The organism is Bacillus sp. 01N42_2, assembly GCF_056399565.1.
This window is the reverse complement of record NZ_JBFTRO010000003.1, coordinates 525,591-549,694: the sequence shown is the minus strand read 5'-3', so window position 1 is coordinate 549,694 and position 24,104 is coordinate 525,591. Positions and strand designations below refer to the sequence as shown.

The following is a 24,104-nucleotide window of genomic DNA, read 5'->3' as shown; positions in this document are numbered from 1 at the left end:
GTAACCTCCTTATATTAAGCGTTAAAATAACCCTTTTTGCTTTACATATCGTATGATGGGTATAAAAAATGTGTGAGTGCCCATATTCAGGTTGGGAAAGAATAAAAAAACTGATGATGAAGGAGGCTCATTTGCTTTGCTGGTTGAAAAGAGAAGGTTTCCGTCTCCGAGCCCGCATGTCCGGCTCTTTGCGGTATGCTACGAGTCAGAAGGGCTGAAGGTAAAGGGGCTCCTTGCCGAGCCTGCGGCGCCGGGAACATACGACGGTTTTTTATATTTGCGCGGCGGCATAAAAAATGTCGGCATGGTCCGCCCGGGAAGAATCGTTCAGTTCGCTTCCCAAGGCTTTGTCGTGTTTGCACCTTATTACAGAGGCAATCAGGGCGGCGAGGGAAATGAAGATTTTGCGGGAGAGGACAGAGAGGACGCGTTTTCCGCTTTCCGCCTGCTTCGGGATCACCCGAACGTCAGGGAAGGCCGGGTTCATATTTTCGGGTTCTCCCGAGGCGGCATCATGGGGCTTTTGACTGCGATCGAGATGGGGCATCAGGCGGCTTCGCTCGTCTCTTGGGGCGGTGTGAGTGATATGGTGCTTACTTATGAAGAGCGGAAGGATATGCGGCGGATGATGAAGCGGGTGATCGGCGGCACGCCGAAAAAGGTGCCGGATGAATACAGATGGCGTTCGCCGTTTGAAAAAGCAGACCGTATTCAAGCGCCTGTGCTGCTCATCCATGGCGAGAATGACGAAAATGTTTCGATCGAACATGCGCGGATGATTGAGGACAGGCTGAAAGAGGCGGGAAAACCGGTAGAAACCTGGTATTACAGCGGTTTTACGCATTATTTTCCGCCGCAGGAAAACAGACGCATAGTCCGGCGTCTGGCGGAATGGATGAAGACAAGGTAAGATAACGGATTTATGATATGATAATAAAGAAAAAGAGAATGAAAGGGGATTTTCATTTTGGGAATGCCTGTTGAATTTAATACAATGATTGTGACAAAAGGCAATGAAAAACGGATAGAGGAAAATATTTTTTTATTGGAGAAAGAGGGCTACCGCGTTTATCCTCTTGATATTCCGATGGACGTGCGCAAAACAAAAAACGGCGAGAAATCCGGCACCGGCGAAGTCCAAAAGCTCGAATGGGCGAACGGCCGGACGAGCATTACATACAGACTCACTTCGCTTCATTCGACTAACTGAAAAAACAAAAGCCGAGGGCAGCAGCGCCCTTGGCTTTTTTGATTAAACGAGAGGCCCGCCGGCTTTGGCGATTGAGTCTGCATGAGAAAACTTTTTAAAGTTTTCTTTAAACTCATTGGCTAAAAACAGCGCCTTTTCGTTGTATGCTTTTTTATCGCTCCATGTGTTTTCAGGCTGAAGAACCTCATCCGGAACGCCCGGAACGTGAACGGGACTGTGCAGGCCGAAAATGCTGTCTGCCGTCATATCTGTCTGATCAAGTGTGCCGTCAATTGCGGCTTTTACCATCGCTCTTGTATACGAAAGTTTCATCCGCTCTCCGACTCCGTACCCTCCGCCGGTCCAGCCTGTGTTGACCAGGAAGACTTGAGCGCCGTGCTCGTCGATTTTATGCCCGAGCATTTCGGCATAGACGTGAGCCGGAAGCGGCAGGAAAGGTGAACCGAAGCACGTGGAGAAAGTCGTTTGCGGAGATGTCACGCCGCGCTCGGTTCCTGCGAGTTTGCTTGTGTACCCGCTTAAGAAATGATACATTGCCTGTTCCTTCGTCAGTTTGCTGATCGGAGGGAGCACCCCGAACGCGTCCGCCGTTAAAAAGACGATCGCCTGCGGATGGCCGGCAATGCTCGGCTGCACGATATTGCCGATCATCTCAATCGGATACGCGGCTCTTGTGTTTTCCGTGTAGAAGGAATTGTCGTAATCCGCCTCACCCGTTTTTTCATCAAGCACAACATTCTCAAGAACAGACCCAAAGCGGATCGCACGAAAAATCTGCGGTTCTTTTTCTTCGCTCAGATTGATACATTTAGCATAACATCCGCCTTCAATGTTAAACACGCCGGAGTCTGACCAGCCGTGCTCGTCATCGCCGATCAGTTTCCGGTCCTCATCGGCCGAAAGCGTCGTTTTCCCCGTGCCGGAAAGACCGAAGAACAAGGCGACATCACCTTTTTCACCGACGTTGGCTGAGCAGTGCATCGGCAGAATATCTTGCTGCGGAAGAAGGAAGTTCATAATGGAGAAAATTGATTTTTTCATTTCTCCGGCGTATTCGGTACCGCCGATTAAAATGACGCGCTTTTCGAAAGATACAATGATAAATGTTTCCGAATGCGTGCCGTCCGTCTCCGGATCCGCTTTAAAATGCGGAGCTGAGAGAATGGTAAAGGGCTGTGCTTCCGAATCCCTTTCAGCCGTCTCCGGTCTGATAAACAGCTGGCGCGCGAACAGGTTGTGCCATGCAAATTCATTTACGACTGTAATCGGCAGTCTGTATTTTTCATCTGCGCCTGCGAATCCTTCAAAAACAAACAGTTCATCTCTCTGTTTTAAGTAGCTGACGACTTTGGCGTACAGCTTTTCAAACGCCTCTTCAGAAATGGGCTGGTTCACCGCGCCCCAATCAATTTGATTTTCTGTGCTTTTTTCACGAACAATAAATTTATCTTTAGGTGATCGTCCCGTATATGCACCGGTAGTGGCGCGTACGGCGCCCGTAGATGTCAGTGTGCCTTCATTTCGGGTGATCACTTTTTCGGTAAGTTTTGGCGCCGATAAATTATGATGCACATTTGGACTTGCGAGTAATGCTTGAAGATCTGCGGTTAAATCAACTAATTTCATAAAACCCTTCCTTTGCCGGTTTATTTTTATTTCGCTGAATGTGGAATTAGTATAACACATATATAAAAATAGTCTATACTGTTTATTATTTTTTGTTTGTGTTTTTCCATTGCTTCCTGAAATAAAGGCGCGTAATCGCTTTAATTCATATTGACACTTTCCGCCCTTTTACGATAAGATATTTCATTGAGCGGATACTCTTATCCCGAGCTGGCGGAGGGACAGGCCCGATGAAGCCCAGCAACCGGTTTCTCTGTAAAAAAGCAGGTGAATACACTGTGGGAAACCAAGGTGCTAACCTGATGCAAGGTTTAATATTTCCTTGAGCGATAAGAGTGAAAGGCACACAGACCAAACCCTTTCCTCGAGTGGAAAAGGTTTTTTTATTTCATAAAATATGCCAATTAACATTCTCTGATATAGTATGACATTGTATTAAGAGGGAGCGAGTTCCGTATCATATGAGAAGGTCTTTCAAAAGATCTTTTTTCAGGAGGAAAAGTGAATGAGTAAAAACCGTCGACTATTTACATCTGAATCTGTTACTGAGGGTCATCCGGATAAAATCTGTGACCAAATTTCTGACAGCATCTTAGATGAGATTTTAAAAAAAGACCCGAACGCGCGCGTAGCCTGTGAAACATCTGTAACGACAGGCCTTGTGCTGGTAAGCGGAGAGATTACAACTTCAACATACGTTGACATTCCGAAAACAGTCCGTGAAACGATTAAAGAAATCGGCTACACACGGGCAAAATACGGATTTGATGCGGAGACTTGCGCTGTTTTAACATCAATTGATGAACAGTCTGCGGATATCGCGATGGGTGTCGATCAGGCTCTTGAAGCGCGTGAAGGCACAATGAGCGATGCTGAAATCGAAGCTATCGGAGCGGGTGACCAAGGTCTGATGTTCGGTTATGCGTGTAACGAAACGAAAGAGCTTATGCCGCTTCCGATCTCTTTGGCGCATAAATTGGCCCGCCGTTTGAGCGAAGTCCGCAAAGAAGACATTCTTCCGTACCTTCGCCCTGACGGAAAAACGCAAGTTACCGTTGAATATGACGAGAACAACAAGCCGGTCCGCATCGATGCGATCGTCATCTCGACTCAGCACCATCCGGAAATTACGCTTGAGCAGATTCAGCGCAATCTGAAAGAGCATGTCATTAACCCTGTCGTGCCTGAGGAACTGATTGATGACGAAACAAAATACTTCATCAACCCTACGGGACGTTTCGTAATCGGCGGTCCTCAAGGCGATGCGGGACTTACCGGCCGTAAAATCATCGTTGACACATACGGCGGATATGCACGCCACGGCGGCGGTGCATTCTCCGGTAAGGATGCGACGAAAGTAGACCGTTCAGCGGCTTACGCTGCGAGATACGTAGCGAAAAACATCGTGGCTGCAGGACTTGCTGATTCTTGTGAAGTGCAGCTTGCATACGCAATCGGCGTGGCACAGCCTGTATCTATTTCCATCAATACATTTGATACAGGAAAAGCTTCTGAAGAGAAACTGATCGAAGTCGTACGGAATAACTTCGACCTGAGACCTGCTGGCATTATTAAAATGCTTGATCTGCGCCGTCCGATCTATAAGCAGACTGCCGCTTACGGCCACTTCGGACGTCACGATGTGGATCTTCCTTGGGAGCGTACTGACAAGGCGGATGCGCTTCGCAAAGAAGCACTAGGAGAATAATTTTATAGCCGCTTATTTAAGCGGCTTTCCCTTTTTGCAGATGCTGCCATGCTTATTTTTTACATAGCGTGAAACCAATGGCGTAACAAAGCGTCTATAAAAAGGGGGTTCAATTAGAAAATTACACTTATGGAGGCTATACTATGTGTGGATTTGTCGGTGTTTTTAATAAGCATCCATTAACTCAAACCGCAGATCAAGAAGAGCTAATCAAACAAATGAACCAAATGATCGTTCACCGCGGTCCTGACAGCGATGGGTATTATCATGATGAGCACGTCGGATTCGGCTTCAGACGGCTCAGTATTATTGACGTAGAAAACGGCGGACAGCCTTTATCATATGAAGATGAGAAATATTGGATCATTTTTAACGGCGAAATCTATAACTACATTGAATTGAGAGAAGAGCTTGAAGCGAAAGGCTACACTTTCAATACAGATTCCGATACAGAGGTGCTCCTTGCGACATACCGTCATTATAAAGAAGAAGCTGCTTCAAAGCTTCGCGGAATGTTTGCGTTTTTAATCTGGAACAAAACTGACCGTGTCATGTACGGCGCGAGAGACCCGTTCGGCATTAAACCGCTGTATTACACAACCATCGGGGACAAAGTGTATTTTGCATCTGAAAGAAAAAGTTTAATGGCCGCTCAAAACGGTATTGATCTCGATAAAGCTTCTTTACAGCAATATATGTCTTTCCAATTCGTTCCTGAACCGAGCACGCTTGACGCTGAAGTGAAAAAAGTCGAGCCGGGCAGCCAGTTTACGATCCGCCCGGAAGGCGAAATCGCGTTTAAAACGTATTTCAAAGCGAACTTTAAGCCTGTTCAGTCCGATGAAGATAAATTGGTGAAAGAAGTCAGAGACGCAATCTTTGACTCTGTCAAAGTCCACATGAGAAGTGACGTTCCTGTCGGTTCGTTTCTATCCGGCGGCATCGACTCTTCTTTTATCGTCTCAGTTGCGAAAGAATTTCACCCGAACCTTAAAACATTTTCTGTCGGCTTTGAACAGCAGGGCTTCAGTGAGGTTGACGTAGCGAAGGAAACAGCTGCCGCGCTCGGGATTGAAAATATCAGCAAAGTCATTTCTCCTGAGGAGTATATGAACGAGCTTCCGAAAATCGTCTGGCACTTTGATGACCCGCTTGCAGATCCGGCGGCGATTCCTTTGTATTTTGTCGCGAAAGAAGCGAAAAAGCATGTAACGGTTGCATTATCCGGGGAAGGCGCGGACGAGCTGTTCGGCGGGTACAATATTTACCGCGAACCGCTGTCTCTTAAACCGTTTGAACGCATTCCGTCCGGTCTGAAAAAAATGCTTCTTCATGTGGCGTCCGTCATGCCGGAAGGAATGAGAGGAAAAAGCCTCTTAGTCCGCGGCTGCACACCGCTTGAGGACCGTTATATCGGGAATGCGAAGATTTTTGAAGAGCCTGTGAAAAAACAGCTGCTCAAACATTACAACCCAGAGCTTTCATACCGTGATGTTACGAAGCCGTACTTTACGGAAAGCCGTTCATACAGCGATATTAATAAAATGCAGTATGTTGACATTCACACTTGGATGCGCGGCGATATCCTGTTAAAGGCTGACAAAATGACGATGGCCAATTCATTGGAGCTGCGCGTGCCGTTCCTTGATAAAGTCGTGTTTGACGTGGCATCTAAAATTCCGGATGAACTGAAAACGAAAAACGGCACGACGAAATACCTTCTGCGTAAAGCTGCTGAAGGAGTTGTGCCTGATCATGTGCTGAACCGCAAAAAACTCGGTTTCCCTGTGCCGATCCGCCACTGGCTGAAAAATGAAATGAACGAATGGGTGCGCAACATCATTCGTGAAAGTGAAACAGACGCTTATATTGAAAAGGATTATGTCCTTCAGCTTCTGGAAGATCATTGCGCAGACAGAGCGGACAACAGCCGCAAAATCTGGACCGTGCTGATCTTCATGATCTGGCACAGCATCAATGTCGAAAAAAGACTGGTGCCGGAAGAACTGAATCATCAGCCGAAAGAAGTCATTTTCGTTTAATCCAAAAGGCTTTCGATGTTATCGAAAGCCTTTTTTCTATTGTTTTATGTAAACCGTCTATTCCGCTATGTTTTCAGTAAAGTATTACGCAATATTCAGAAAAAGGTTATAATAGGACTAATCGGGCAGATTCCGGAAAGTGCTTTCTGGCTATTTCGTCTCGGTTTGTTACTTTTCTGTCAAAATCAGGGGGGAGAGTTATGCAAAACAAAGGAAAAACGCTTCACCGCGGTTTGGAAGAGAGGCATATCTCGCTTATGTCTTTGGGCGCCGCGATAGGGGTCGGACTGTTTCTCGGGTCAGCTTCTGCCATAAAGCTTGCAGGACCGGGGATTTTAGCCGCTTACGCCTGCAGCGGGCTGATTATGTTTTTTATTATGCGGGCATTAGGGGAAATGGCGATTCAAAAGCCTGTTGCCGGCTCATTCAGCCGCTATGCAAGAGATTATCTCGGGCCGCTGGCCGGCTTTTTAACAGGGTGGAATTATTGGTTTTTATGGGTCGTGACCTGTATGGCGGAAATCACCGCGGTCGGCATTTATATGGGCTACTGGTTCCCTGACGTGCCGTCATGGATCTGGGCGCTTTGTGCACTCGTCATTATGACAGCTGTCAACTTTCTGGCGGTCAAAGCGTATGGTGAACTTGAGTTCTGGTTTGCGCTCATTAAAGTCTTGGCGATTCTGTCAATGATTGCAATCGGTCTGGTGATGATCGTATTCGGTCTCGGAAACGGAGGCGTCGCGCTTGGAATCAGCAATTTATGGAGCAACGGCGGCTTTTTCCCGAATGGGATTAAAGGGGTGCTGCTGTCGCTGCAGATGGTCATGTTTGCATATCTCGGAATTGAGCTGATCGGTGTCACAGCCGGTGAGGTCAAAAATCCGGAAAAATCATTGGCGCGGGCCATTGATACTGTTTTTTGGCGCATTCTCATTTTTTACGTCGGAGCTTTATTTGTCATTATGTCAATTTATCCGTGGCAGGAAATCGGTTCAGGCGGAAGTCCGTTTGTTTTGACATTTGAAAAAATCGGAATTCCCGCAGCAGCCGGAATCATTAATTTTGTCGTTTTGACAGCGGCTCTTTCTTCCTGCAACAGCGGGATCTTCAGCACGGGGCGCATGCTGTTTAATCTCGCGGAGCAAAATGAAGCCCCGAAAGCCTACGGCACAGTCACAAAAGGCGGCGTGCCGGGAAAAGCGGTATTGGTTTCAGCGGGAGCGTTATGCATCGGCGTTCTGCTGAACTACGTGGTGCCGGCGAAAGTGTTTACGTGGGTGACAAGCATTGCGACGTTCGGAGCAATTTGGACATGGGCGATTATTTTGCTTTCCCAAATGAAATACCGTAAAAGTTTACAGCCAGAACAACGGAAAAAACTAAAATATAAAATGCCTTTATACCCTTTTTCCTCATACATCTCACTGGCCTTTCTCGCATTTGTCGTTGTACTGATGGCTTTTGATGCAGAAACCAGAGTGGCTGTCATCATCGGCCCTGTCTGGTTCGGCATTTTATTAGCAGCCTATTACGGGAAAGGCTTCCACAAAAGAAAACACATAAACCTGGAAAACGGACAGACATTCGCTGAAAAAGCGTAAAAAAAGAGCCCGCTGAAATGGGCTCTTTTTTCATAGGATCGGGTAAAAGGGGGAAGAATAAAACAAATTCCTGAACATTTTGCTACTGTTTCCTGACAATCAGCGGAACGCAAATGGTTATTACTTAAATAATATTTTGAAAAATGGTACAGTAGTAAAACAAAGCTGATCTTTTTTATTTCTCTTGCAGTGTTTTATAGTATCGGCCTTTTTCAACATATTCCGATCTGATTCTTTCCATGTCCCGTATGTCTTCTTCTGTCAGCCGGCGGATGACCTTTGCGGGCCGGCCGAACGCAAGACAGCCGGGAGGAATGGTTTTGCCCGGAGGAACGAGACTTCCGGCGCCGATAAACGCGCCTTCTCCGATTTCCGCCCCGTCCAGAATGACGGAGCCCATACCGATTAAAGCATTCTTTCTGATGACTGCGCTGTGCAGTGTAACCTGATGGCCGATCGTGACGTCATCTTCAATAAGAAGCGGGCGCCCGGGACTTTGATGCAGACAGCTCAAGTCTTGTATGCTGACTCTTTTTCCGATCCTTGTCGGCGCAACATCCCCGCGGATGACGGCTGAGAACCAAATGCTTGATTGTTCTCCGATCACGACGTCACCCGTAATGACGGCGTTATCCGCGATAAACGCATCAGGATGTATATCCGGCGTAAATTGTTTATAAGGGTAGATTATCATGTCTCATCCTTCTTTCTTTAAATTTATGTAAGAGGTGAACTGCATGTGGACTTGGAAAGCAGACAGGCCCGTCGGTACCATTGTCATCATCCACGGGGCAAGCGAATATCACGGGCGTTATAAATGGCTCGTTGAAATGTGGAGATCTTCCGGATATAACGTGGTGATGGGCGATTTGCCGGGTCAGGGAACATCCACCCGCGCCAGAGGGCATATTCGCTCTTTCCAAGAATACATTGATGAAGTAGATATATGGATTGATCAAGCGAGAACGCTTGAAGCACCCGTTTTCCTTTTGGGCCACAGCATGGGCGGACTGATTGCGATAGAATGGTTTAAGCAGCAGAGAAATCCCCGCATTACGGCACTCATTTTATCATCACCTTGTCTCGGGCTGCAAATAAAAGTCAATAAAGTGCTTGATTTTGCGTCTAAAGGGCTGAATGTCCTCGCTCCGTCCATCAGAGTGGACTCCGGTTTATCGCCTGATATGGCGACGAGGAATGCGGATATGATTGAAGCGGATCAAAACGATTCTTTATATGTCACGAAAGTATCTGTAAGATGGTACAGAGAGCTTATAAAAACGATTGATGCCGCTATGGCGCCGACTGATGCGTTTTTAAAGGTGCCGCTTTTGCTTATGCAGGGCGGTGATGACAAAATCGTCGATAAAATGAAGGTCCGCAAATGGTTTTCCGGTGTGGCTTCCCATAATAAATCGTATCGGGAATGGGAAGGGCTTTATCATGAAATTTTTAATGAACCGGAAAGAGAAACTGTGTTTAAGGCGGCAAAAGCCTTTACAGATCAGTATATTTGAATTCGCTGGGGGTGCATATGTTGACAGTACCGGAACATCCTTTTAACCTTATGGCAAAAGTGTATCGGGAAATTTTTCCGCTCGTTCATCAGGAATTGAACATGTGGCGGGAAAAATCAGATTCCATTAAAAATACCGAACTGCGGCAGCAGGCGGCCGCAAGTATCCGCGATAAATCGTTTCATTGTGAAGGCGGCGGCATTTTAGCACTGCTGTCGGGAGAGCAAAAAGAGAAGTGCGTGCAATTTATCATTGCGTATCAGACGATCAGTGATTATCTGGACAATCTGTGCGACCGCAGCACATCGCTTGACCCGGAGGATTTCCGCATGCTTCACCTTTCCATGCGTGACGCGCTGACGGTCGGTGCAGAGGTGCAGCCGTACTATCAGTACAGAGAGGAGCAGGATGACGGCGGTTATCTTCATGAGCTGGTCAAAACATGCCAGCGGGTGCTTGGGTCAATAGAACATTACAGCCTTATTAAACCGTATCTGCTTGAGCTGTGCGATTATTATTGCGATCTTCAGGTTCATAAGCATGTCGTAGAACATGAACGCGTTCCGAGGCTTAAAGCCTGGTTTGAGCAGTATCAGTCAAAGCTTCCAGAAATGGAGTGGTTTGAGTTCTCGGCCTGCGCCGGATCGACGTTAGGTATTTTCTGTCTCGTTGCTTATTCATTCCAGCCTGATTTTAACGAACATACCGCTGAGAAAATCCGCAGCAGTTATTTTCCGTACATACAAGGCTTGCACATTCTGCTCGATTATTTAATTGACCAGGAAGAGGATCTGCTTGAAGGCGATCTGAATTTCTGCACGTATTATCAGTCTCATGAAGAAATGATGCAGAGACTGAAGCATTTTATTGAAAAAGCGGATGAACATCTGCACGGCATTCCGCATGAAAACTTTCACCGGCTGATTAACAGGGGGCTGCTCGGCGTCTATTTATCCGATGACAAAGTCGCCAGCCAAAAAGAAATGGGCCGCCTCGCGCGAAAGCTGATCAGAGCAAGCGGAAAAACGTCATTTTTCTTTTATATCAACGGAAGAGCCTACCGCAAATTTCAGAAGATGGCTTGGACGAAAAGTTCGTAATGGGTGAACTGCGCCTTTCGTGTATATCATGAAGGTGCGGTTTTTTTATTCTTAGAATGAAACATTGTTTGCGCAGGCATAATATGATACTTTAATTTTATGAAAAAATTAAAGTATTTAGTCATCATAGGATTAATTTCCATGATGGCCGGCTGCTCCGTCATACATGCTTCCCCCGGCTATCATCCCGTATTAATAGCTCACAGGGGCTCTTCTGAGATTGAACCGGAACATACTGCTTTATCCTATGCACGTGCCATTAAAGACAAAGCAGACTATATTGAGATAGACTTAAGGGAGACAAAGGACGGCCATCTGATTGCAATTCATGATAAAACAGTCGATCGGACAACTGATGGTAAAGGTTTGACAGAGGATCTGTCTTTGACTGAGATCAAAAAACTGAATGCCGGAAAAGGAGAAAAGATTTTAACGATTGAAGAAATCATAGAGAAATTCGGACAAACTGCCAATTACTATATTGAGACAAGAGAAAGCAACGGCAGCCTGGTGATGGAAAAGAAGCTGATTGACATATTACAAAAATATAAGCTGATTTCCAGTCATAAAGCAGTCATTGAATCCTTTAGCGAGAAGAGCTTAAAGAAAGTTCGATCTATGAATAAAAGCGTTCCTCTTGTTCGGTTATTAAAAGATAAAGAGACTGAGAACATAAATGATAAGCAGCTGCAAGCCATCAGAACATATGCTGATACAGTCGGTCTTAATGCTAAATTAACAAATGAAGCCGCCGTCAAACGTATCCACCACAATAAGATGAAGGTTCACGTCTTTTTTGATAAGGAAGATGAGCGGGCTCTGACGCCGATTATGCTGAAACAAAAAGTAGATGGGGTATTTACAAATAATCCTGCGTATACACGTAACGTGCTGCAAAAGCAGTAAATAAAAAGAGACATGCGATTTACGCTGTCTCTTTTTTTAATGGTTTCTTTTTTGCCGCAAGGTGCATTGCAAATTTGCCGATCAGCCCGATGACGAAAAATGCGGCAAACCACCAATAATAGGTTTTTGCGAACTCAAATCCTAAATGTCTTGATAAGATGATGACGAACATGACATAGGGAACACTGGAAAATATGATGCGAAGAATATTCAAACTGCTGCTCCTCCCGGATGTTACATTTAAACATGTACTTTTTTCCATTATTCATGGTAAGGGACTTTCGAAAAAATGTAAACACCATTCACAAAAAGAATCGGCCCGCTTATGACAGGCCGATTCTTTATTTGGCGGCAGATTTCTTTTCAATCGCTATAATAAACGGCGGATCGTTTCGCTGATTGAGAAAGCCGTAGCTCAGCACGCGCGCCTTTTCCTGATCTAGGTTTTCGCAATACTTTAGAAGCGCATTCTTTTCCGTCTTGCCTTCAGGATGCCCGTGGTACACAACGAGAACGATCAGCCCGTTTTCCTTCAGCAGTTCAAGGAGCTGTTCGATGGCAGAAATGGTAGAACGGCCGTTTGTCGTAATGCTTTTATCGCCGCCGGGCAGATAGCCGAGATTAAACACCGCACAAGCCACATGCCCGTGCGCTTCCTTGGGCAGAGCGGCCTTGATTTGATCATGGCTCTTATGGTGAAGCGTGACGCGCGGGCTGAAGGCGGCACCGAGCCGCTCCTTCGTTTTGGCGAGTGCGTCCGCTTGAATATCGAAGGCATGAACATGTCCTGTCTCACCGACAAGGCCTGCCAGAAAATATGTATCATGTCCGTTGCCCATCGTCGCGTCAACCGTGATATCTCCTTCTTGAGCGGCTGACTTCAGCAATTCTTTACTGAAAGGGAGGATATGCATCAAGGTCATAGGGCAGTCTCCTCCCCGATTTTCCTGAAATGCTTTCCTTGATAGCTTCCCCGTGCTTCCAGCTCTTTTTGAATGGCGCCCAGTACTTCCCATTTGTTGACGCTCCACATCGGCCCGACCATTAATTCAATCGGCCCGTCTCCCGTAATGCGGTGAACGATCATTTCCGGGGGAATGATTTCGAGCTGATCACATACAAGCTGGACATATTCTTCCTGAGAAAGGAATTCGAGCTTTCCTTTTTCATACTGCTTCACCATCGGTGTGCCTTTTAATAAATGAAGCAGGTGAATTTTAATGCCTTGAACATCCAAATCGGCAACCGCTTTGGCCGTGTCCATCATCATGTCCCTGTTTTCGAGCGGAAGCCCGTTAATGATATGGGAACAAACGCGGATGCCGTGTTTTCTCAGCTTATTGACGCCCTCAACATAGCAGTCAAAATCATGGGCGCGGTTGATCAGAAGGGCGGTCCGCTCATGTACGGTCTGCAGCCCGAGCTCAACCCACAAATATGTCCGCTCATTCAGTTCGGCTAAATATTCCACCACATCATCGGGCAGGCAGTCCGGACGGGTTGCGATAGACATGCCGACAACGCCGTCAAGCTTGAGTACGGATTCAAATTTCTCACGCAGCTCCTCTACCGGAGCATGCGTATTCGTGAACGCTTGAAAATAGGCGATATATTTGCCGTCTTTCCACTTTTCGTGCATGCGGTTTTTGATATCGTGAAATTGCGTGAGTAAGTCATCGGCCCGATTGCCGGCAAAATCGCCGGAGCCCGCCGCGCTGCAGAACGTGCAGCCGCCGTGTGCGACCGTGCCGTCCCGATTCGGACAGTCAAAACCGCCGTCAAGCGCAACTTTAAACACTTTATGTCCGAAATGCTCCCGCAGATGATAATTTAATGTATGGTACCGTTTTTCCGTATTTGAATAAGGAAAAGGGTTATTCTCGTTCAATGTTCAAAAAGCCTCCCTCACATCAGATGCATCCTAAAATTGTAGCATGAATGACAGAGAGGAACAATGAAACAATTATGGAACGGTCAAGACGTAATATCTACCTGGCTTTTCTGTTGTTGTTTTAATCTTTTTGGAGATATATCACTGAACAGTGCAAAAATAATTCCTAATATAAGAATTAAACCGCCTGCTTTGAAAGTAATATTAAAACTGTCACTCATTTTTTCATTATATATATTTGAAATTTTTTTCTGGAGGGCGATAACTTCCTTCTTTTGAATATCGAAGCTTCTTTGAACTTTTTCCTTATATGGGTCAGGAGTTACTGAGAGAATTTCATCCTCTTTTTTGTTTAATTCAGCAATACTTTTTTTCCGATCGAAACCTTTACCGTCAGAATGCTTTAAATGGGTTATTATTTCTTTTTTTGCATTCTTATCAAAAACCTGGTTGTTTTCTACAATTTTAATGGCTTCTTTTTTGGCGGAAACTGTCTGATCATTTATATTCATTGTAAGCACAGATGTAAGTATCGCGATGCCTAGTGCCTGACCAACTGTTCTCATCATATTAAGAATACCAGAAGCAATTCCTACTTTTTCAGGAGGAATAAGTCGTATCCCTGAACTCATAGCCGGACCTATTACAAGCCCTAAGGCTAAGCCGGTCAGACATAATAGAATAATTACTGTTGTTATAGAACTGTCGTATCGTATGTATCCATATAAATATGTTGTGATTGTTAAACCGAGCATTCCTAAGCCCGAAAGCCAAATGCCCCCGAGTTTATCAGATAGCTTTCCGGAAAGGACAGAGGTAAACATAGATGATAGAGCTAATGTAGAAACAATTAACCCCGCTTCTAATTCAGTTTTCCCCATTAAATTCGTGAGGAGTAAAGTAATAATAAGGGTACCGCTTGTTAATCCAAGGCCTTGCATAAAGAGGGTGAAAGAACTGAAACTAAACGTACGTATCTTCAGCATGGATAAGGGAATCATCGGGTGTTTAATTTTAGATTCAATAAAGAAAAACAAACAGAATAATAATACAGAGATTACAAATAGAGTGATAATTAATGATGATGACCAGCCTAAGTCAGATACTTTTGCAAAACCAAAGGTTAAACAGAAAAGAGCTCCGGATAAAATAATAATTCCAATATAATCAATTTTTTTACTTACTGTCTCATCATAACTCTCAGTAATAAAAAATGCTGCTAAAAAAAGAGAAATCAGACCTAAAGGAATATTTATGAAGAAGATAGCTTGCCAATTAAAATTTTCAGTTAATAATCCTCCAAGAACAGGTCCTAAAGTAGCTGCTAATCCTGAGAAAGCCCCCCAAACTCCAATGATCAATCCTTTTTTATTTGGAGGAACGATGGCCAAAGCAATAGGCATTGTAACTGGCACAATGAAAGCAGCAGATAATCCCTGAATCACTCTAATTGTGATAAGCATTTCAATTGAAGTGCTCAAACAGGCAATAACCGATGTCAAAATAAAAAGTGCTAATCCAAATATAAAAGCTTTTTTTCTTCCGAAATGGTCTGCCAGTTTTGAGGCACCTACTAATAATACTGCAAAAGCTAAAGTATAACCTGTAGCCACCCAAGCTACTTGAGAAAGGTTGCTCGAAAAATAATCCAGCATCTTAGGTAAGGCTATATTTACTATAGTGGTGTCCATTACCGAAATGAATGTACCTAATAATAATGCAGATAACATAATTAATTTTTTGAAATTCAATATACTTACATCTCCTTTAGATTATAATCTAATTTAATATTTGATATAAATCTAAAAACATGATAAATATAATTTGAAGGAGTGTCAATATTATTCATAGTTTGTTTTTTTATCCACTTGTTTAAAAACTTATTTTTAAGAAACTGAAATATACCTGTAAACTAACTGGGAGATGAATAAGGGTTCTGACAGGGAGACCGAAGGAGAGTAATTTAAATCAGGATCATGCTCAGCACGGGTATCCGAAGCATTTATATTACGAAGTGCAATGCAAAAATCCTTAAAAACAGGAAATGAATATTCTATGAAATTTCTCTTTTGATTGATAAGATTAATAAACATGTAATATGTCTTCCGAGAAGATGGTAAAACGTTTTCATCTGCGAAAAAAAGACTTTATGGGGTGTTTAGAAGTGCAGTTAATAATTAATGACAGTGTTTCAGATTTTTTTGATAAGATATCCTCTATTCTATTCCTAAAACACGAAGAATTCTTCAAAGATTATTCTTCAAAGATGGGTTTGAATTTAGATAATGAATATTTTGTATTAATAGATGATCTTAAACGAATAAAAGAGTTAGATAGTGAGTTTTTAAATTTTTATTTTGGCAGCTTTTGCGACTACAAAGATGTTAGGAATGCAAACATTTTTTGTTTAGCGACAGCTTTTTTTAAAATCCCACAGATCTATACGAAGGATTTTTTTGAAATAATTGAATATTTGTCTGCAGCTACAGATGAAGAGATAAGAAAAAATATTTTAGAGTCCTTAATTTATTTGCATGGAGAGCTTAAAACCGAAACATCTGCCCAACAATATTTAAATGATAGGGAAAGTTTATTTGAGCTGCTGAATAATCTTAATATAAAGTCCGAATACAAGTGGGTCATATTTAAGGTAATGAAATCTCCTAAAACTTATGTAGATCAATTTTGTAACAAATTAATGTTGGTGAATGGTTATCTTAACGAGGCGATTTATAATTTAATTAAATTTAGAGATGAGTGGATGAATCAATTAAAAAACATCAATATAGATTTTCCAAAAAAGATAATCAGTACGTTAAAAGGTAAGGAATACTTATCTTGTGATTATATTAATATATATCCAACACTTTTACCTTATACTGCAACTATTACGAAAAGTGAAGATAACATTTATGTTGGACTTGGTTATAAAGTTGATCAAATTTTTGAAAATACATTAGAGAAAGCAGAGATGAATCACATCATTGATTTTTTGAAGCTTTTATCAGATAAAAGTAAGTTCAAGATATTAATCTTACTTAGTCATAAAAAAATGTATGCTAATGAGATTGCTGAACAGCTCAATTTAACCAACGCAACGATTTCACACCATATGAGAATTTTGACATTGCAAGGTTTAGTTGAGAGTACGAGACATCAAAATAAAACATACTATTATCTTAATTCTTCTAAATTTCATTCCCTTTTGAATGGTTTATTGAAAAAATTTAAAGGTGTTTCAATTTTGGGTAAAGAAGAGTAAAACAAAGTGTTAAAACCGTCTTGATTTTATGGTTGGTGCTGAAATTCGAAATGAATTCTGGGTGTTTTACAAAATAGGGCGATTATGTCGAGGGGAAACTCGATAAATGTAAAAAAATAAGGCACCATATCAATCGAGTTATGCTCGGTAAAGTGCAGCGTTCTAAAATGGCGGATTTTTATAAAGATTTCATTCTGTCTTGATTAAATTATACATTTAATCGTATTTTATACCTTTTCTGTCTTGTGAATGAATTACCTGATATTTCTTGTGAGAATTTATTTGGAATAAGAAATACTATTGATATGACATTATCAATAGGAGGACTGTTTAATGGCAACAAGACAATCAGTAGATGAACATCTCCAAAGAAGCGAACAGGCGTATGAATTTGCGAATGAGCAATTTATAACCGCTTCAAAACAAGAGCATTATAATGATAATGAGTACAGTGAAGCGCAAATGATGCTTGAAAACGCGGTGAATGAATTAAACAAGCTGTCATTATCTGCGAATGATCAGCAGAGAGAACAGCTTTACCGAATGAGGCTGCAGCTGCAGACTTTGCAAAACAATATGATTTTGCAGCGTAATTTCGATTACTGACCGCGCTGTCTTAGATGGTGCAAAAAAACCTGCCGGAATCCCGGCGGGTTTTTTGTATTTCTTTTCAAAAAAGAATTGACAATAAGGCGGAGTGTGTTTATTGTATTACGTGTACTACTTGATGTAATACACTATAAACACTCAAAAAATAAAAACGACATATAAATGCTGAGCAAAGGAAAGGAGAGCTTTCATGAAAAACAAAAGATCCGTAAAACAAGATGTGCCTCTTATTATCGCCGCTTCGGTTTTGGCCAGCAGTCTGTTTGTCATTCTTGTCGTCATCGGTTTTCAGTGGCAGAACATTTAAAGAAATCGAGCAGCTCGTAAAAGAAAGAAGGGAAGTAAATGATTCAAATCGACCCGAGAAGCTCAACTCCGATTTATGAGCAAATCATACAGCAATTGAAAGAGCTTTGTTTGAAAGGGATCATGAAGCCGGGGGATAAACTTCCTTCTGTCAGAGAATTGGCAACGATCATTATCGCCAATCCGAATACCGTCAGCAAAGCGTACAAGGAGCTTGAACGCGATGGCGTCATTGAAACGCTGAGGGGAAGAGGAACGTATATATCGGAGAATGCAAAAAAGACATTGGTTGAAGGGAAGATGACGATGATAAAAGAGCAATTGAAACAGCTCATCATCGATGCCCATTACGCGGGAGTTGAGCTGGAGAAGCTGCAGGAATGGATAAAGGAAATCAGCGCTGATGTGAAAGGAGGCACGGATCATGATTGAATTGCGCAATCTCTCAAAAACAATTGACGGTAAAGAAGTGCTCAAAGATATTTCACTCACTATCGGAAAAGGAGAAATTTTCGGGCTGCTTGGCCGAAACGGATCAGGGAAAACAACGCTGCTCCGGCTCATTCAGCAGATTCTCCTGCCGGACCAAGGGACGGTTTTATTTAATCAGGTGGAAATAAAGCGGCACCCAAAAGTAAAACAGAATATCATTTATATGCCTGTTGAAAATCCTTTTTATGACAAATATACATATAAACAGCTTGTTGCGATTGTAAGCAGAATCTATCCGAATTTTGATGTGACTTACGCCAATGAACTGATGAACAGGTACAATATTCCGGAAACGAAGAAATACCGTGAACTATCAACAGGGCTGAAAAAACAGCTCGCGCTCGTCCTTGCCTTTGCGTCACGGCCGGCACTGATTCTTTTGGATGAACCGACGGACGGCATTGACGCCGTAACGCGTCATGACGTGCTTCAGCTTATGGTGGACGAAGTGGCTGAACGGGAAACGAGCATCCTGATTACCTCACATCGTTTAGAAGATATTGAGCGAATGTGCAACCGGATCGGATTTTTGGAAGGAAACCAGCTGACGAATGTGATGGATTTGGATGATATGAAGGAAGAATACATGAAAATCCAAATGGCGTTTGAAGAGGATGTCAACTTGATGATCAGAGAACAAAACATACCGATTCTCGACCATGCCGGTGTATTTTATACAGTGCTGATTCCGAAAAACGATGAGCAGAAAAAGGCATTTCTGCAAGAGCTGCGGCCGAAAGTATGGAACGAGCTTCCTGTGAATTTGGAAGAAGTCTTCATCGCGAAATTTGGGGGGAACCGGAGATGGTAGACAGGGGATTGCTGTACAGAGAATGGATGCAGAATCGAACTGTTCTCGTGATGGTAGGCATTTTTTTAGCGGCAGTTAATCCGTTTGAAGTATTAAATACCTATCTGGTCTACCAAGGCTGTCTGGATACCCACGGAGCATATTGTAAGTTTTATGTGAATTCTTTGGATAGCGGAATGCTGAACTTGAACTGGGCGCCCGCTGTGATCTTGGCGGTTTGCTTATTCGGACTGGAGCGTACGAAAGGAACGATTGATGCGCTGTTCAGTCTGCCGTATTCCCGCGCTCAGGTGTTTCACACCAAATTTTGGCTCGGAGCAGCGGTCATTGCCGGATTCCAAATCATCGGCTACGGGCTGGCCGAGCTGCTCATTCTTCTGTTAAAGCCTGAGCGCGTATATTTCTTCCATCATTACAGCGTCGGTGAGATCATTGTGAGTATTTTGGCTTTTGCATTGGTCGCTAGCGCAGGCTGCTTAACGGGCAATACGTTCGCCCAGCTGTTAACGGCGTTTACTGTGTCGATAGCGCCTTACCTGATTATTACGTTGCCGCTGTCAAATGCGGAAGTCATTTTCGGGGTCGGCATGTATGAGCTGATGCCGTCAGAAGATGCTTATCTCGAAGTATACAATCTTTTTCAATATTTGAATCCGATCATGTACATGGATACAGATTGGGTATCTGCCAGCAAGTATATATTACTCATCCCGGCAGTGATGAGCATTGTATTTTATGCCATCGGGTACTTTTGCTATGTCAGACAGCCGGTGGAACGGAACGGCCGTTTTTTCCTCTGGAGACAGCTTGACCGCCCTGTTCAGATTGTGGTCATCATGATCGGCGTTCTCGGTTTTGGTCTCGCGGGGTACTCGACGGGACAGTCAATGACAGGATATGTGGCCGGGATGATTGTCGGGGGAGCGGTCGGATTTTTAGTCAGTTATTTTGTAATTTATAAAAAAGCAAAGCATGTGTAAGAGAGGAGAACCGGAATGATACCGCGGGGATTATTGTACACAGAATGGAAGAAAAATCAGTGGCTGTTTTTGTTGAGCGGTATTTTATTAATAGCGGCAAACCCTTTTATGGTTTATAACAACTACTCAACATATCAAGGGTGTTTGAATAACCAAGTACTTCAAGATTGTGAATTTGCGTTGAGTTATACGAATGGGTCGCTTCTTTCTTTCAGCTGGGTTGTGAGTGTCGTCATTGCTGTCTGCTTATTGGGCTTGGAACGGACAAAGGGAACGATGGACGCCTTGTTAAGCATGCCTTACAGCAGAGGCCAAATCTTTCAGACTAAATTCTGGCTTGGCGCGGCAGTCATTGTTGTTTCTCAGGCGATAGGCTACGGAGCGGCGTCATTGCTCATATCTTTGCTGAAACCGAGCCATACGTACGATTTTGATCATTTTTCAATCGGAATGATTGTGATCAGTTTGATGGCTTACGCCCTGTTAATGGCAGCCGGCGCATTAACAGGACATATATTCGCCCAGCTGTTAACTGCGTTTACAGTAACGGTTCTGCCCTTTTTACTCATCGGTCTGCCGGCCGCGAATCTGGAGGTTGTTTTCGATATTAGTGTGGGAAATCAATTCTCTTTCATCAGCAGCTATATCGAATCTCGTCTTTTTGTATTTATAACTCCTGTTGGATATGTGTTTAACGACTGGATCAGAGAAAGAGATTTAGTCTTAATAATTCCGGCAGTGATGAGCCTCGTCTTTTATCTGATCGGTTATGTCAGCTTTCTGAAACATCCGAATGAACGGAACGGCAGATTCTTTCTATGGAGAAAATTGGACCGCCCGGTGCAGATTCTGGTGATTGTGTTTGCCGTTATGGGGTTTGGATTATTCGGGTATGGAGTCACAAACACGATGTTCGGCTATTTAGCCGGCATGATCTTCGGCGCTGTGATCGGGTTTTTTATCACTTATTTTACGGTTTACAGAAAAACAAAGCTTATGTAAGTTTGTATGAAAATGTGTAGTTTGGGGGAAGGCAAGGTGCCGATTAACGGTTTGCTTTATAAAGAATGGAAGCAGAGGCAGACACTGCTGCTTCTTACAGCGGGGTTCTTATCTATATTAGGCCCTTTGGCAATTATAAATGAGTATTTTCACTATAAGGATTGTTTGGGTGCGCTTCATCAATATTCAGGTTCAGTTTGTACATTCAGCATGAATTACAGCAATCAGAATTTGATTGGGCTGCACTTCATTCCTCCGGTTATATTGGGGCTTTTTCTGTCAAGAGCGGGACGGGCTGAAAACATGTTTACATTGAGTCTGCCGTATTCGAGAAGCCGGATATTCCATACTAAGTTTTTGTTGGGAGCAGCCGTGTTAGCCGGCTCGCAGCTTGTTTCTTACGGATTATCTGACATATTGTTTCTTACGCTTAAACCTGACGCTGTACTTCATTTTCACTCATTCAGCGCAGGAATGCTGGTCATCAGCTTGATGATTTATGCATTAGTGACAGCTGCCGGCACGATAACAGGCAATTTAGCAGCACAGCTGATCACAGCGTTCATGGTCTCCGTTTTTCCGATCGTTGTCTTGATCATTTACCTGTTAAACGCTGAGTTCCTTTTTGGCAGCCAGGCTGTGCAGAATATTCATTTTCCTTGGAGCGGATTTCTGATCTATTTCATGCCTGCCGCTTACATCCATACACCATGGATGTATTACACGAAACATGCCTTGCTTATATCTGCGTTAATGGGATTTTGTTTCTATCTTTTCGGCTATGTGAATTTCCTGAAAATGCCGAGTGAGCGAAGCGGACATTTTATCTTGAACAAACATACAGAACGCATGATCCAAGTGCTGGTCATGGCGCTTAGCATGCTGGGAAGTGCGGGTGTATGCGGATATGCTTATAACGGTAACGGTTCATATACCGGTTACATATTCGGCATGCTGATCGGCGCGGTTATCGGGTTTTTCATCAGTTATTACTTCATCTATAAAAAAACGAAACAAATATAAAGGGGAGTGGTGTACATGATAGAGGTGCAGCATATCGATCATTCATTTAAAATCGGCAGGAAAGGCAGAGAGAGTCAGGTTCCGGTGCTGAAGGACGTCTCTTTGACGGTTGAAAAAGGGGAGATCGCCTGTATCGTCGGGCGAAGCGGTTCCGGAAAATCGACGCTTCTGAATTTAATTTCCGGCTACATAGCGCCGACGAAGGGGCGTATCGTCATTAACGGCACTGATGTGACGGGCTTCAGTGAAAAGGAGTGGGCTCAGTTCCGCCTCGGGCATTTCGGCTTTATTTTTCAAAGCTTCCAGCTCATTCCGAGTCTGACAACCTATGAAAATGTTGAAATGCCGCTTGCCCTCAAAGGGATTAAACCGTCTGAACGGAAGCAGAAAGTCGCAGACATGCTGAAACGGGTCGGACTTGAGAATCATGCGAATCATTATCCTAATGAGCTGTCGGGCGGCCAGCAGCAGCGTGTCAGTATCGCAAGAGCGCTGATTTTAAATCCGTCGATCATTTTAGCAGATGAGCCGACGGGAAGCCTTGATTCAGAAACGGAGCTTGAGGTGCTTTCATTAATTCAGCAGCTGAACCGGGAGCGCGGGATTACTTTTGTCATCATCACGCATGACGATGAAGTCGCTTCGATTGCACATTCAAAATTCCAGCTGCACGACGGCGTATTAAAAGGGGGCGTTACTGTTGAGATTTAAGGATCAGGTTCACTTTATCAGAAGAAATATGAAGAAAAACCGCCTGCGTGTTTTCATGACTGTGCTTGCAACAACGATGGCATGTGCATTTTTGGTTGTGCTGGCCTCCGTCGGATTCGGCATTCAAAAAACGATAACAGACATAACCATGAGCCAGCAGATCGTAACGGAAATAAGAGTGCTCGGCCAAGAGAACGGAAAAGCCGTGAAGAAATCAGACTTGGAAAAATATAAGAATGTCAAGTCTGTCGTTGAAAGAACCGAAGTATATGAACCGAATAAAGCGTCATTGGATAACAGGACAAACGAAGGTTCAACGATCGTGTTAACGAACATGAAAGATGAAGTGAAAGCCAATATGGAGCTTGATCAGGGAAGAGTAGCCAAATCAGAAAATGAAATTGTGGTCGGTTATGATTTCGCGAAAAACCTATTGACGAAAAAAGAAGCTGAGGCTTACAACAAGGACTTAAAGGATCATCAAGAAGATGTCTCGGACGTGAAAAAGCCAAAAGGCTATACGAAGGATCTGCTGAATAAAACCATACAGCTGAGCATTTCTAAAACGAACAATGATAGCGGAAAAACGGAAGGAACCAGAACATACGACTTTAAAATTGTCGGGATTACAAAAAAACCGTCCCAAGATTGGATGGAGGACACAAATATTTTTATCAGTGATCAATTCAAAAAGGATTTTTCGAAATTCTTAGATTTTAAAGGCGGAAATGCTGAAAAAAGCATAAAAGTCTACGCTGACAAATTTGACAATGTTGAACAGTTAACGAAGGATTTGAGTGATGACGGTTATCAAGTCATGTCCGTCACAACCGAGCTTCAAGGCGTCAACACGTTTTTCCTCGTCTTTAAAATCGGTCTGATCTTTGTCGGCTTTATCGCCGTCGTCATTTCTGCCATCGGTATTTTCAATACGATGACGATGGCGGTTACGGAAAGAACGCAGGAAATCGGGATTATGAAAGCGATCGGCGCAAGCCCGTCCATCATCCGCAGAATGTTTTTGATGGAAAGCGCCTATATCGGAATATTAGGTTCTGTCATCGGGATTATCATTTCCTACGGAGTGAGTTTTGCCGTCAATCTGGCTGTGCCGGTTATCTTGAAAGCGGTAGGGGGAAATACCGGAGCTGAAGATCTTCATTATACCTTCTCCTATATCCCGCTCAGCCTCGTGGTGATCGCAGTGGTCATTTGTGCGGGGGTCGCGGTGATTTCGGGTATGAATCCGGCACGGAAAGCGACAAAAACCAACGTTCTGACCGCACTAAGAAGAGAATTGTAAA

23 protein-coding genes and 1 riboswitch are annotated in these 24,104 nt (G+C 43.6%); of the genes, 17 read left to right on the top strand and 6 right to left on the bottom strand.

From position 1 onward, the window contains the following. Positions 1-136 precede the first annotated feature (136 nt). Positions 137-910 (top strand): alpha/beta hydrolase family protein, encoded by a 774-nt coding sequence (locus AC1DN5_RS10310; protein WP_016938483.1) that lies wholly within the window; start codon positions 137-139, stop codon positions 908-910. 57 nt (positions 911-967) lie between these two features. Further along, positions 968-1,210 (top strand): DUF2584 domain-containing protein, encoded by a 243-nt coding sequence (locus tag AC1DN5_RS10305; RefSeq protein ID WP_013353269.1) that lies wholly within the window; start codon positions 968-970, stop codon positions 1,208-1,210. A 42-nt stretch (positions 1,211-1,252) separates the two neighbouring features. On the opposite strand, the gene pckA is transcribed toward AC1DN5_RS10305, so the two are convergent. After that, positions 1,253-2,836, bottom strand: a complete 1,584-nt coding sequence (pckA, locus tag AC1DN5_RS10300; protein WP_016938484.1) for a phosphoenolpyruvate carboxykinase (ATP) — start codon at positions 2,834-2,836, stop codon at positions 1,253-1,255. Between the two features lie 197 nt (positions 2,837-3,033). Beyond that, positions 3,034-3,172, top strand: a riboswitch (SAM riboswitch). Between the two features lie 169 nt (positions 3,173-3,341). Between pckA and metK the strand changes: the two genes are divergently transcribed. From metK to alaP, 3 genes are all read left to right on the top strand, one after another. Beyond that, positions 3,342-4,544 carry a methionine adenosyltransferase gene (metK, locus tag AC1DN5_RS10295; RefSeq protein ID WP_016938485.1) on the top strand — a complete coding sequence of 401 codons (1,203 nt, stop codon included), beginning with the start codon at positions 3,342-3,344 and terminating at the stop codon, positions 4,542-4,544. A 143-nt stretch (positions 4,545-4,687) separates the two neighbouring features. Next, positions 4,688-6,586: an asparagine synthase (glutamine-hydrolyzing) gene (asnB, locus tag AC1DN5_RS10290; RefSeq protein ID WP_016938486.1), complete on the top strand. Its 1,899-nt coding sequence runs from the start codon at positions 4,688-4,690 to the stop codon at positions 6,584-6,586. Between the two features lie 200 nt (positions 6,587-6,786). Beyond that, positions 6,787-8,190 carry an alanine permease AlaP gene (gene alaP, locus AC1DN5_RS10285; RefSeq protein WP_366969056.1) on the top strand — a complete coding sequence of 468 codons (1,404 nt, stop codon included), beginning with the start codon at positions 6,787-6,789 and terminating at the stop codon, positions 8,188-8,190. A gap of 175 nt (positions 8,191-8,365) precedes the next feature. Here alaP and AC1DN5_RS10280 read toward each other — a convergent pair whose 3' ends face one another. Then, on the bottom strand, positions 8,366-8,881 hold the full coding sequence (locus AC1DN5_RS10280; protein WP_095241536.1) for a gamma carbonic anhydrase: 516 nt from the start codon (positions 8,879-8,881) through the stop codon (positions 8,366-8,368). A 46-nt stretch (positions 8,882-8,927) separates the two neighbouring features. Here AC1DN5_RS10280 and AC1DN5_RS10275 point away from each other — a divergent pair, with 46 nt between their 5' ends. From AC1DN5_RS10275 to AC1DN5_RS10265, 3 genes are all read left to right on the top strand, one after another. Further along, positions 8,928-9,707, top strand: a complete 780-nt coding sequence (locus AC1DN5_RS10275; RefSeq protein WP_366969057.1) for an alpha/beta hydrolase — start codon at positions 8,928-8,930, stop codon at positions 9,705-9,707. A 20-nt stretch (positions 9,708-9,727) separates the two neighbouring features. Continuing rightward, on the top strand, positions 9,728-10,807 hold the full coding sequence (locus AC1DN5_RS10270; protein ID WP_029575344.1) for a tetraprenyl-beta-curcumene synthase family protein: 1,080 nt from the start codon (positions 9,728-9,730) through the stop codon (positions 10,805-10,807). Positions 10,808-10,906: 99 nt separating this feature from the next. Next, positions 10,907-11,713: a glycerophosphodiester phosphodiesterase family protein gene (locus AC1DN5_RS10265; protein ID WP_366969058.1), complete on the top strand. Its 807-nt coding sequence runs from the start codon at positions 10,907-10,909 to the stop codon at positions 11,711-11,713. 19 nt (positions 11,714-11,732) lie between these two features. Here AC1DN5_RS10265 and AC1DN5_RS10260 read toward each other — a convergent pair whose 3' ends face one another. The 4 genes from AC1DN5_RS10260 to AC1DN5_RS10245 form a co-directional block, all read right to left on the bottom strand. Next, positions 11,733-11,927: a hypothetical protein gene (locus AC1DN5_RS10260; protein ID WP_003152265.1), complete on the bottom strand. Its 195-nt coding sequence runs from the start codon at positions 11,925-11,927 to the stop codon at positions 11,733-11,735. A 127-nt stretch (positions 11,928-12,054) separates the two neighbouring features. Next, positions 12,055-12,636, bottom strand: a complete 582-nt coding sequence (gene mnmM, locus AC1DN5_RS10255) for a tRNA 5-(aminomethyl)-2-thiouridylate-methyltransferase MnmM (protein ID WP_326352368.1) — start codon at positions 12,634-12,636, stop codon at positions 12,055-12,057. Further along, positions 12,633-13,601 (bottom strand): tRNA modification radical SAM protein MnmL/YtqA, encoded by a 969-nt coding sequence (mnmL, locus tag AC1DN5_RS10250; protein WP_366969059.1) that lies wholly within the window; start codon positions 13,599-13,601, stop codon positions 12,633-12,635. The genes mnmM and mnmL overlap by 4 nt, the downstream gene beginning before the upstream one ends. 86 nt (positions 13,602-13,687) lie before the next feature. Continuing rightward, complete coding sequence (locus AC1DN5_RS10245) at positions 13,688-15,355, bottom strand: MFS transporter (protein WP_326352370.1); 1,668 nt, start codon at positions 15,353-15,355, stop codon at positions 13,688-13,690. A gap of 398 nt (positions 15,356-15,753) precedes the next feature. Here AC1DN5_RS10245 and AC1DN5_RS10240 point away from each other — a divergent pair, with 398 nt between their 5' ends. From AC1DN5_RS10240 to AC1DN5_RS10200, 9 genes are all read left to right on the top strand, one after another. Further along, the gene (locus tag AC1DN5_RS10240; RefSeq protein WP_327815785.1) at positions 15,754-16,866 is read left to right on the top strand and encodes an ArsR/SmtB family transcription factor; all 1,113 of its coding nucleotides are present in this window, start codon (positions 15,754-15,756) and stop codon (positions 16,864-16,866) included. 333 nt (positions 16,867-17,199) lie between these two features. Beyond that, positions 17,200-17,472, top strand: a complete 273-nt coding sequence (locus tag AC1DN5_RS10235) for a YtzC family protein (RefSeq protein WP_016938496.1) — start codon at positions 17,200-17,202, stop codon at positions 17,470-17,472. A gap of 348 nt (positions 17,473-17,820) precedes the next feature. After that, a complete protein-coding gene (locus tag AC1DN5_RS10230; RefSeq protein WP_016938498.1) occupies positions 17,821-18,213 on the top strand; it encodes a GntR family transcriptional regulator in 393 nt (130 codons plus the stop codon). Beyond that, on the top strand, positions 18,206-19,084 hold the full coding sequence (locus AC1DN5_RS10225; protein WP_366969060.1) for an ABC transporter ATP-binding protein: 879 nt from the start codon (positions 18,206-18,208) through the stop codon (positions 19,082-19,084). Before AC1DN5_RS10230 ends, AC1DN5_RS10225 begins: the two co-directional genes overlap by 8 nt. Then, a complete protein-coding gene (locus AC1DN5_RS10220) occupies positions 19,078-20,064 on the top strand; it encodes an ABC transporter permease subunit (RefSeq protein WP_366969061.1) in 987 nt (328 codons plus the stop codon). The genes AC1DN5_RS10225 and AC1DN5_RS10220 overlap by 7 nt, the downstream gene beginning before the upstream one ends. A 15-nt stretch (positions 20,065-20,079) precedes the next feature. Then, positions 20,080-21,066, top strand: coding sequence for an ABC transporter permease (locus AC1DN5_RS10215; RefSeq protein WP_366969062.1), 987 nt, complete (start codon positions 20,080-20,082; stop codon positions 21,064-21,066). A 36-nt stretch (positions 21,067-21,102) separates the two neighbouring features. Then, a complete protein-coding gene (locus tag AC1DN5_RS10210; RefSeq protein WP_366969063.1) occupies positions 21,103-22,089 on the top strand; it encodes an ABC transporter permease in 987 nt (328 codons plus the stop codon). Between the two features lie 15 nt (positions 22,090-22,104). Further along, entirely contained in the window at positions 22,105-22,800 is a 696-nt protein-coding gene (locus AC1DN5_RS10205; protein WP_045926413.1) for an ABC transporter ATP-binding protein, read from the top strand. After that, positions 22,790-24,103, top strand: a complete 1,314-nt coding sequence (locus AC1DN5_RS10200; RefSeq protein ID WP_366969064.1) for an ABC transporter permease — start codon at positions 22,790-22,792, stop codon at positions 24,101-24,103. The genes AC1DN5_RS10205 and AC1DN5_RS10200 overlap by 11 nt, the downstream gene beginning before the upstream one ends. The last annotated feature ends 1 nt before the right edge of the window (position 24,104 follow it).

Excerpts from the sequence above, each read along its gene's own strand:
- pckA (WP_016938484.1), bottom strand. The coding sequence starts at position 2,836 with ATGAAATTAGTTGATTTAACCGCAGATCTTCAAGCATTACTCGCAAGT.
- metK (WP_016938485.1), top strand. The coding sequence starts at position 3,342 with ATGAGTAAAAACCGTCGACTATTTACATCTGAATCTGTTACTGAGGGT.
- asnB (WP_016938486.1), top strand. The coding sequence starts at position 4,688 with ATGTGTGGATTTGTCGGTGTTTTTAATAAGCATCCATTAACTCAAACC.
- alaP (WP_366969056.1), top strand. The coding sequence starts at position 6,787 with ATGCAAAACAAAGGAAAAACGCTTCACCGCGGTTTGGAAGAGAGGCAT.
- AC1DN5_RS10275 (WP_366969057.1), top strand. The coding sequence starts at position 8,928 with ATGTGGACTTGGAAAGCAGACAGGCCCGTCGGTACCATTGTCATCATC.
- AC1DN5_RS10265 (WP_366969058.1), top strand. The coding sequence starts at position 10,907 with ATGAAAAAATTAAAGTATTTAGTCATCATAGGATTAATTTCCATGATG.
- mnmM (WP_326352368.1), bottom strand. The coding sequence starts at position 12,636 with ATGACCTTGATGCATATCCTCCCTTTCAGTAAAGAATTGCTGAAGTCA.
- AC1DN5_RS10240 (WP_327815785.1), top strand. The coding sequence starts at position 15,754 with ATGGGGTGTTTAGAAGTGCAGTTAATAATTAATGACAGTGTTTCAGAT.
- AC1DN5_RS10235 (WP_016938496.1), top strand. The coding sequence starts at position 17,200 with ATGGCAACAAGACAATCAGTAGATGAACATCTCCAAAGAAGCGAACAG.
- AC1DN5_RS10230 (WP_016938498.1), top strand. The coding sequence starts at position 17,821 with ATGATTCAAATCGACCCGAGAAGCTCAACTCCGATTTATGAGCAAATC.
- AC1DN5_RS10225 (WP_366969060.1), top strand. The coding sequence starts at position 18,206 with ATGATTGAATTGCGCAATCTCTCAAAAACAATTGACGGTAAAGAAGTG.
- AC1DN5_RS10220 (WP_366969061.1), top strand. The coding sequence starts at position 19,078 with ATGGTAGACAGGGGATTGCTGTACAGAGAATGGATGCAGAATCGAACT.
- AC1DN5_RS10215 (WP_366969062.1), top strand. The coding sequence starts at position 20,080 with ATGATACCGCGGGGATTATTGTACACAGAATGGAAGAAAAATCAGTGG.
- AC1DN5_RS10205 (WP_045926413.1), top strand. The coding sequence starts at position 22,105 with ATGATAGAGGTGCAGCATATCGATCATTCATTTAAAATCGGCAGGAAA.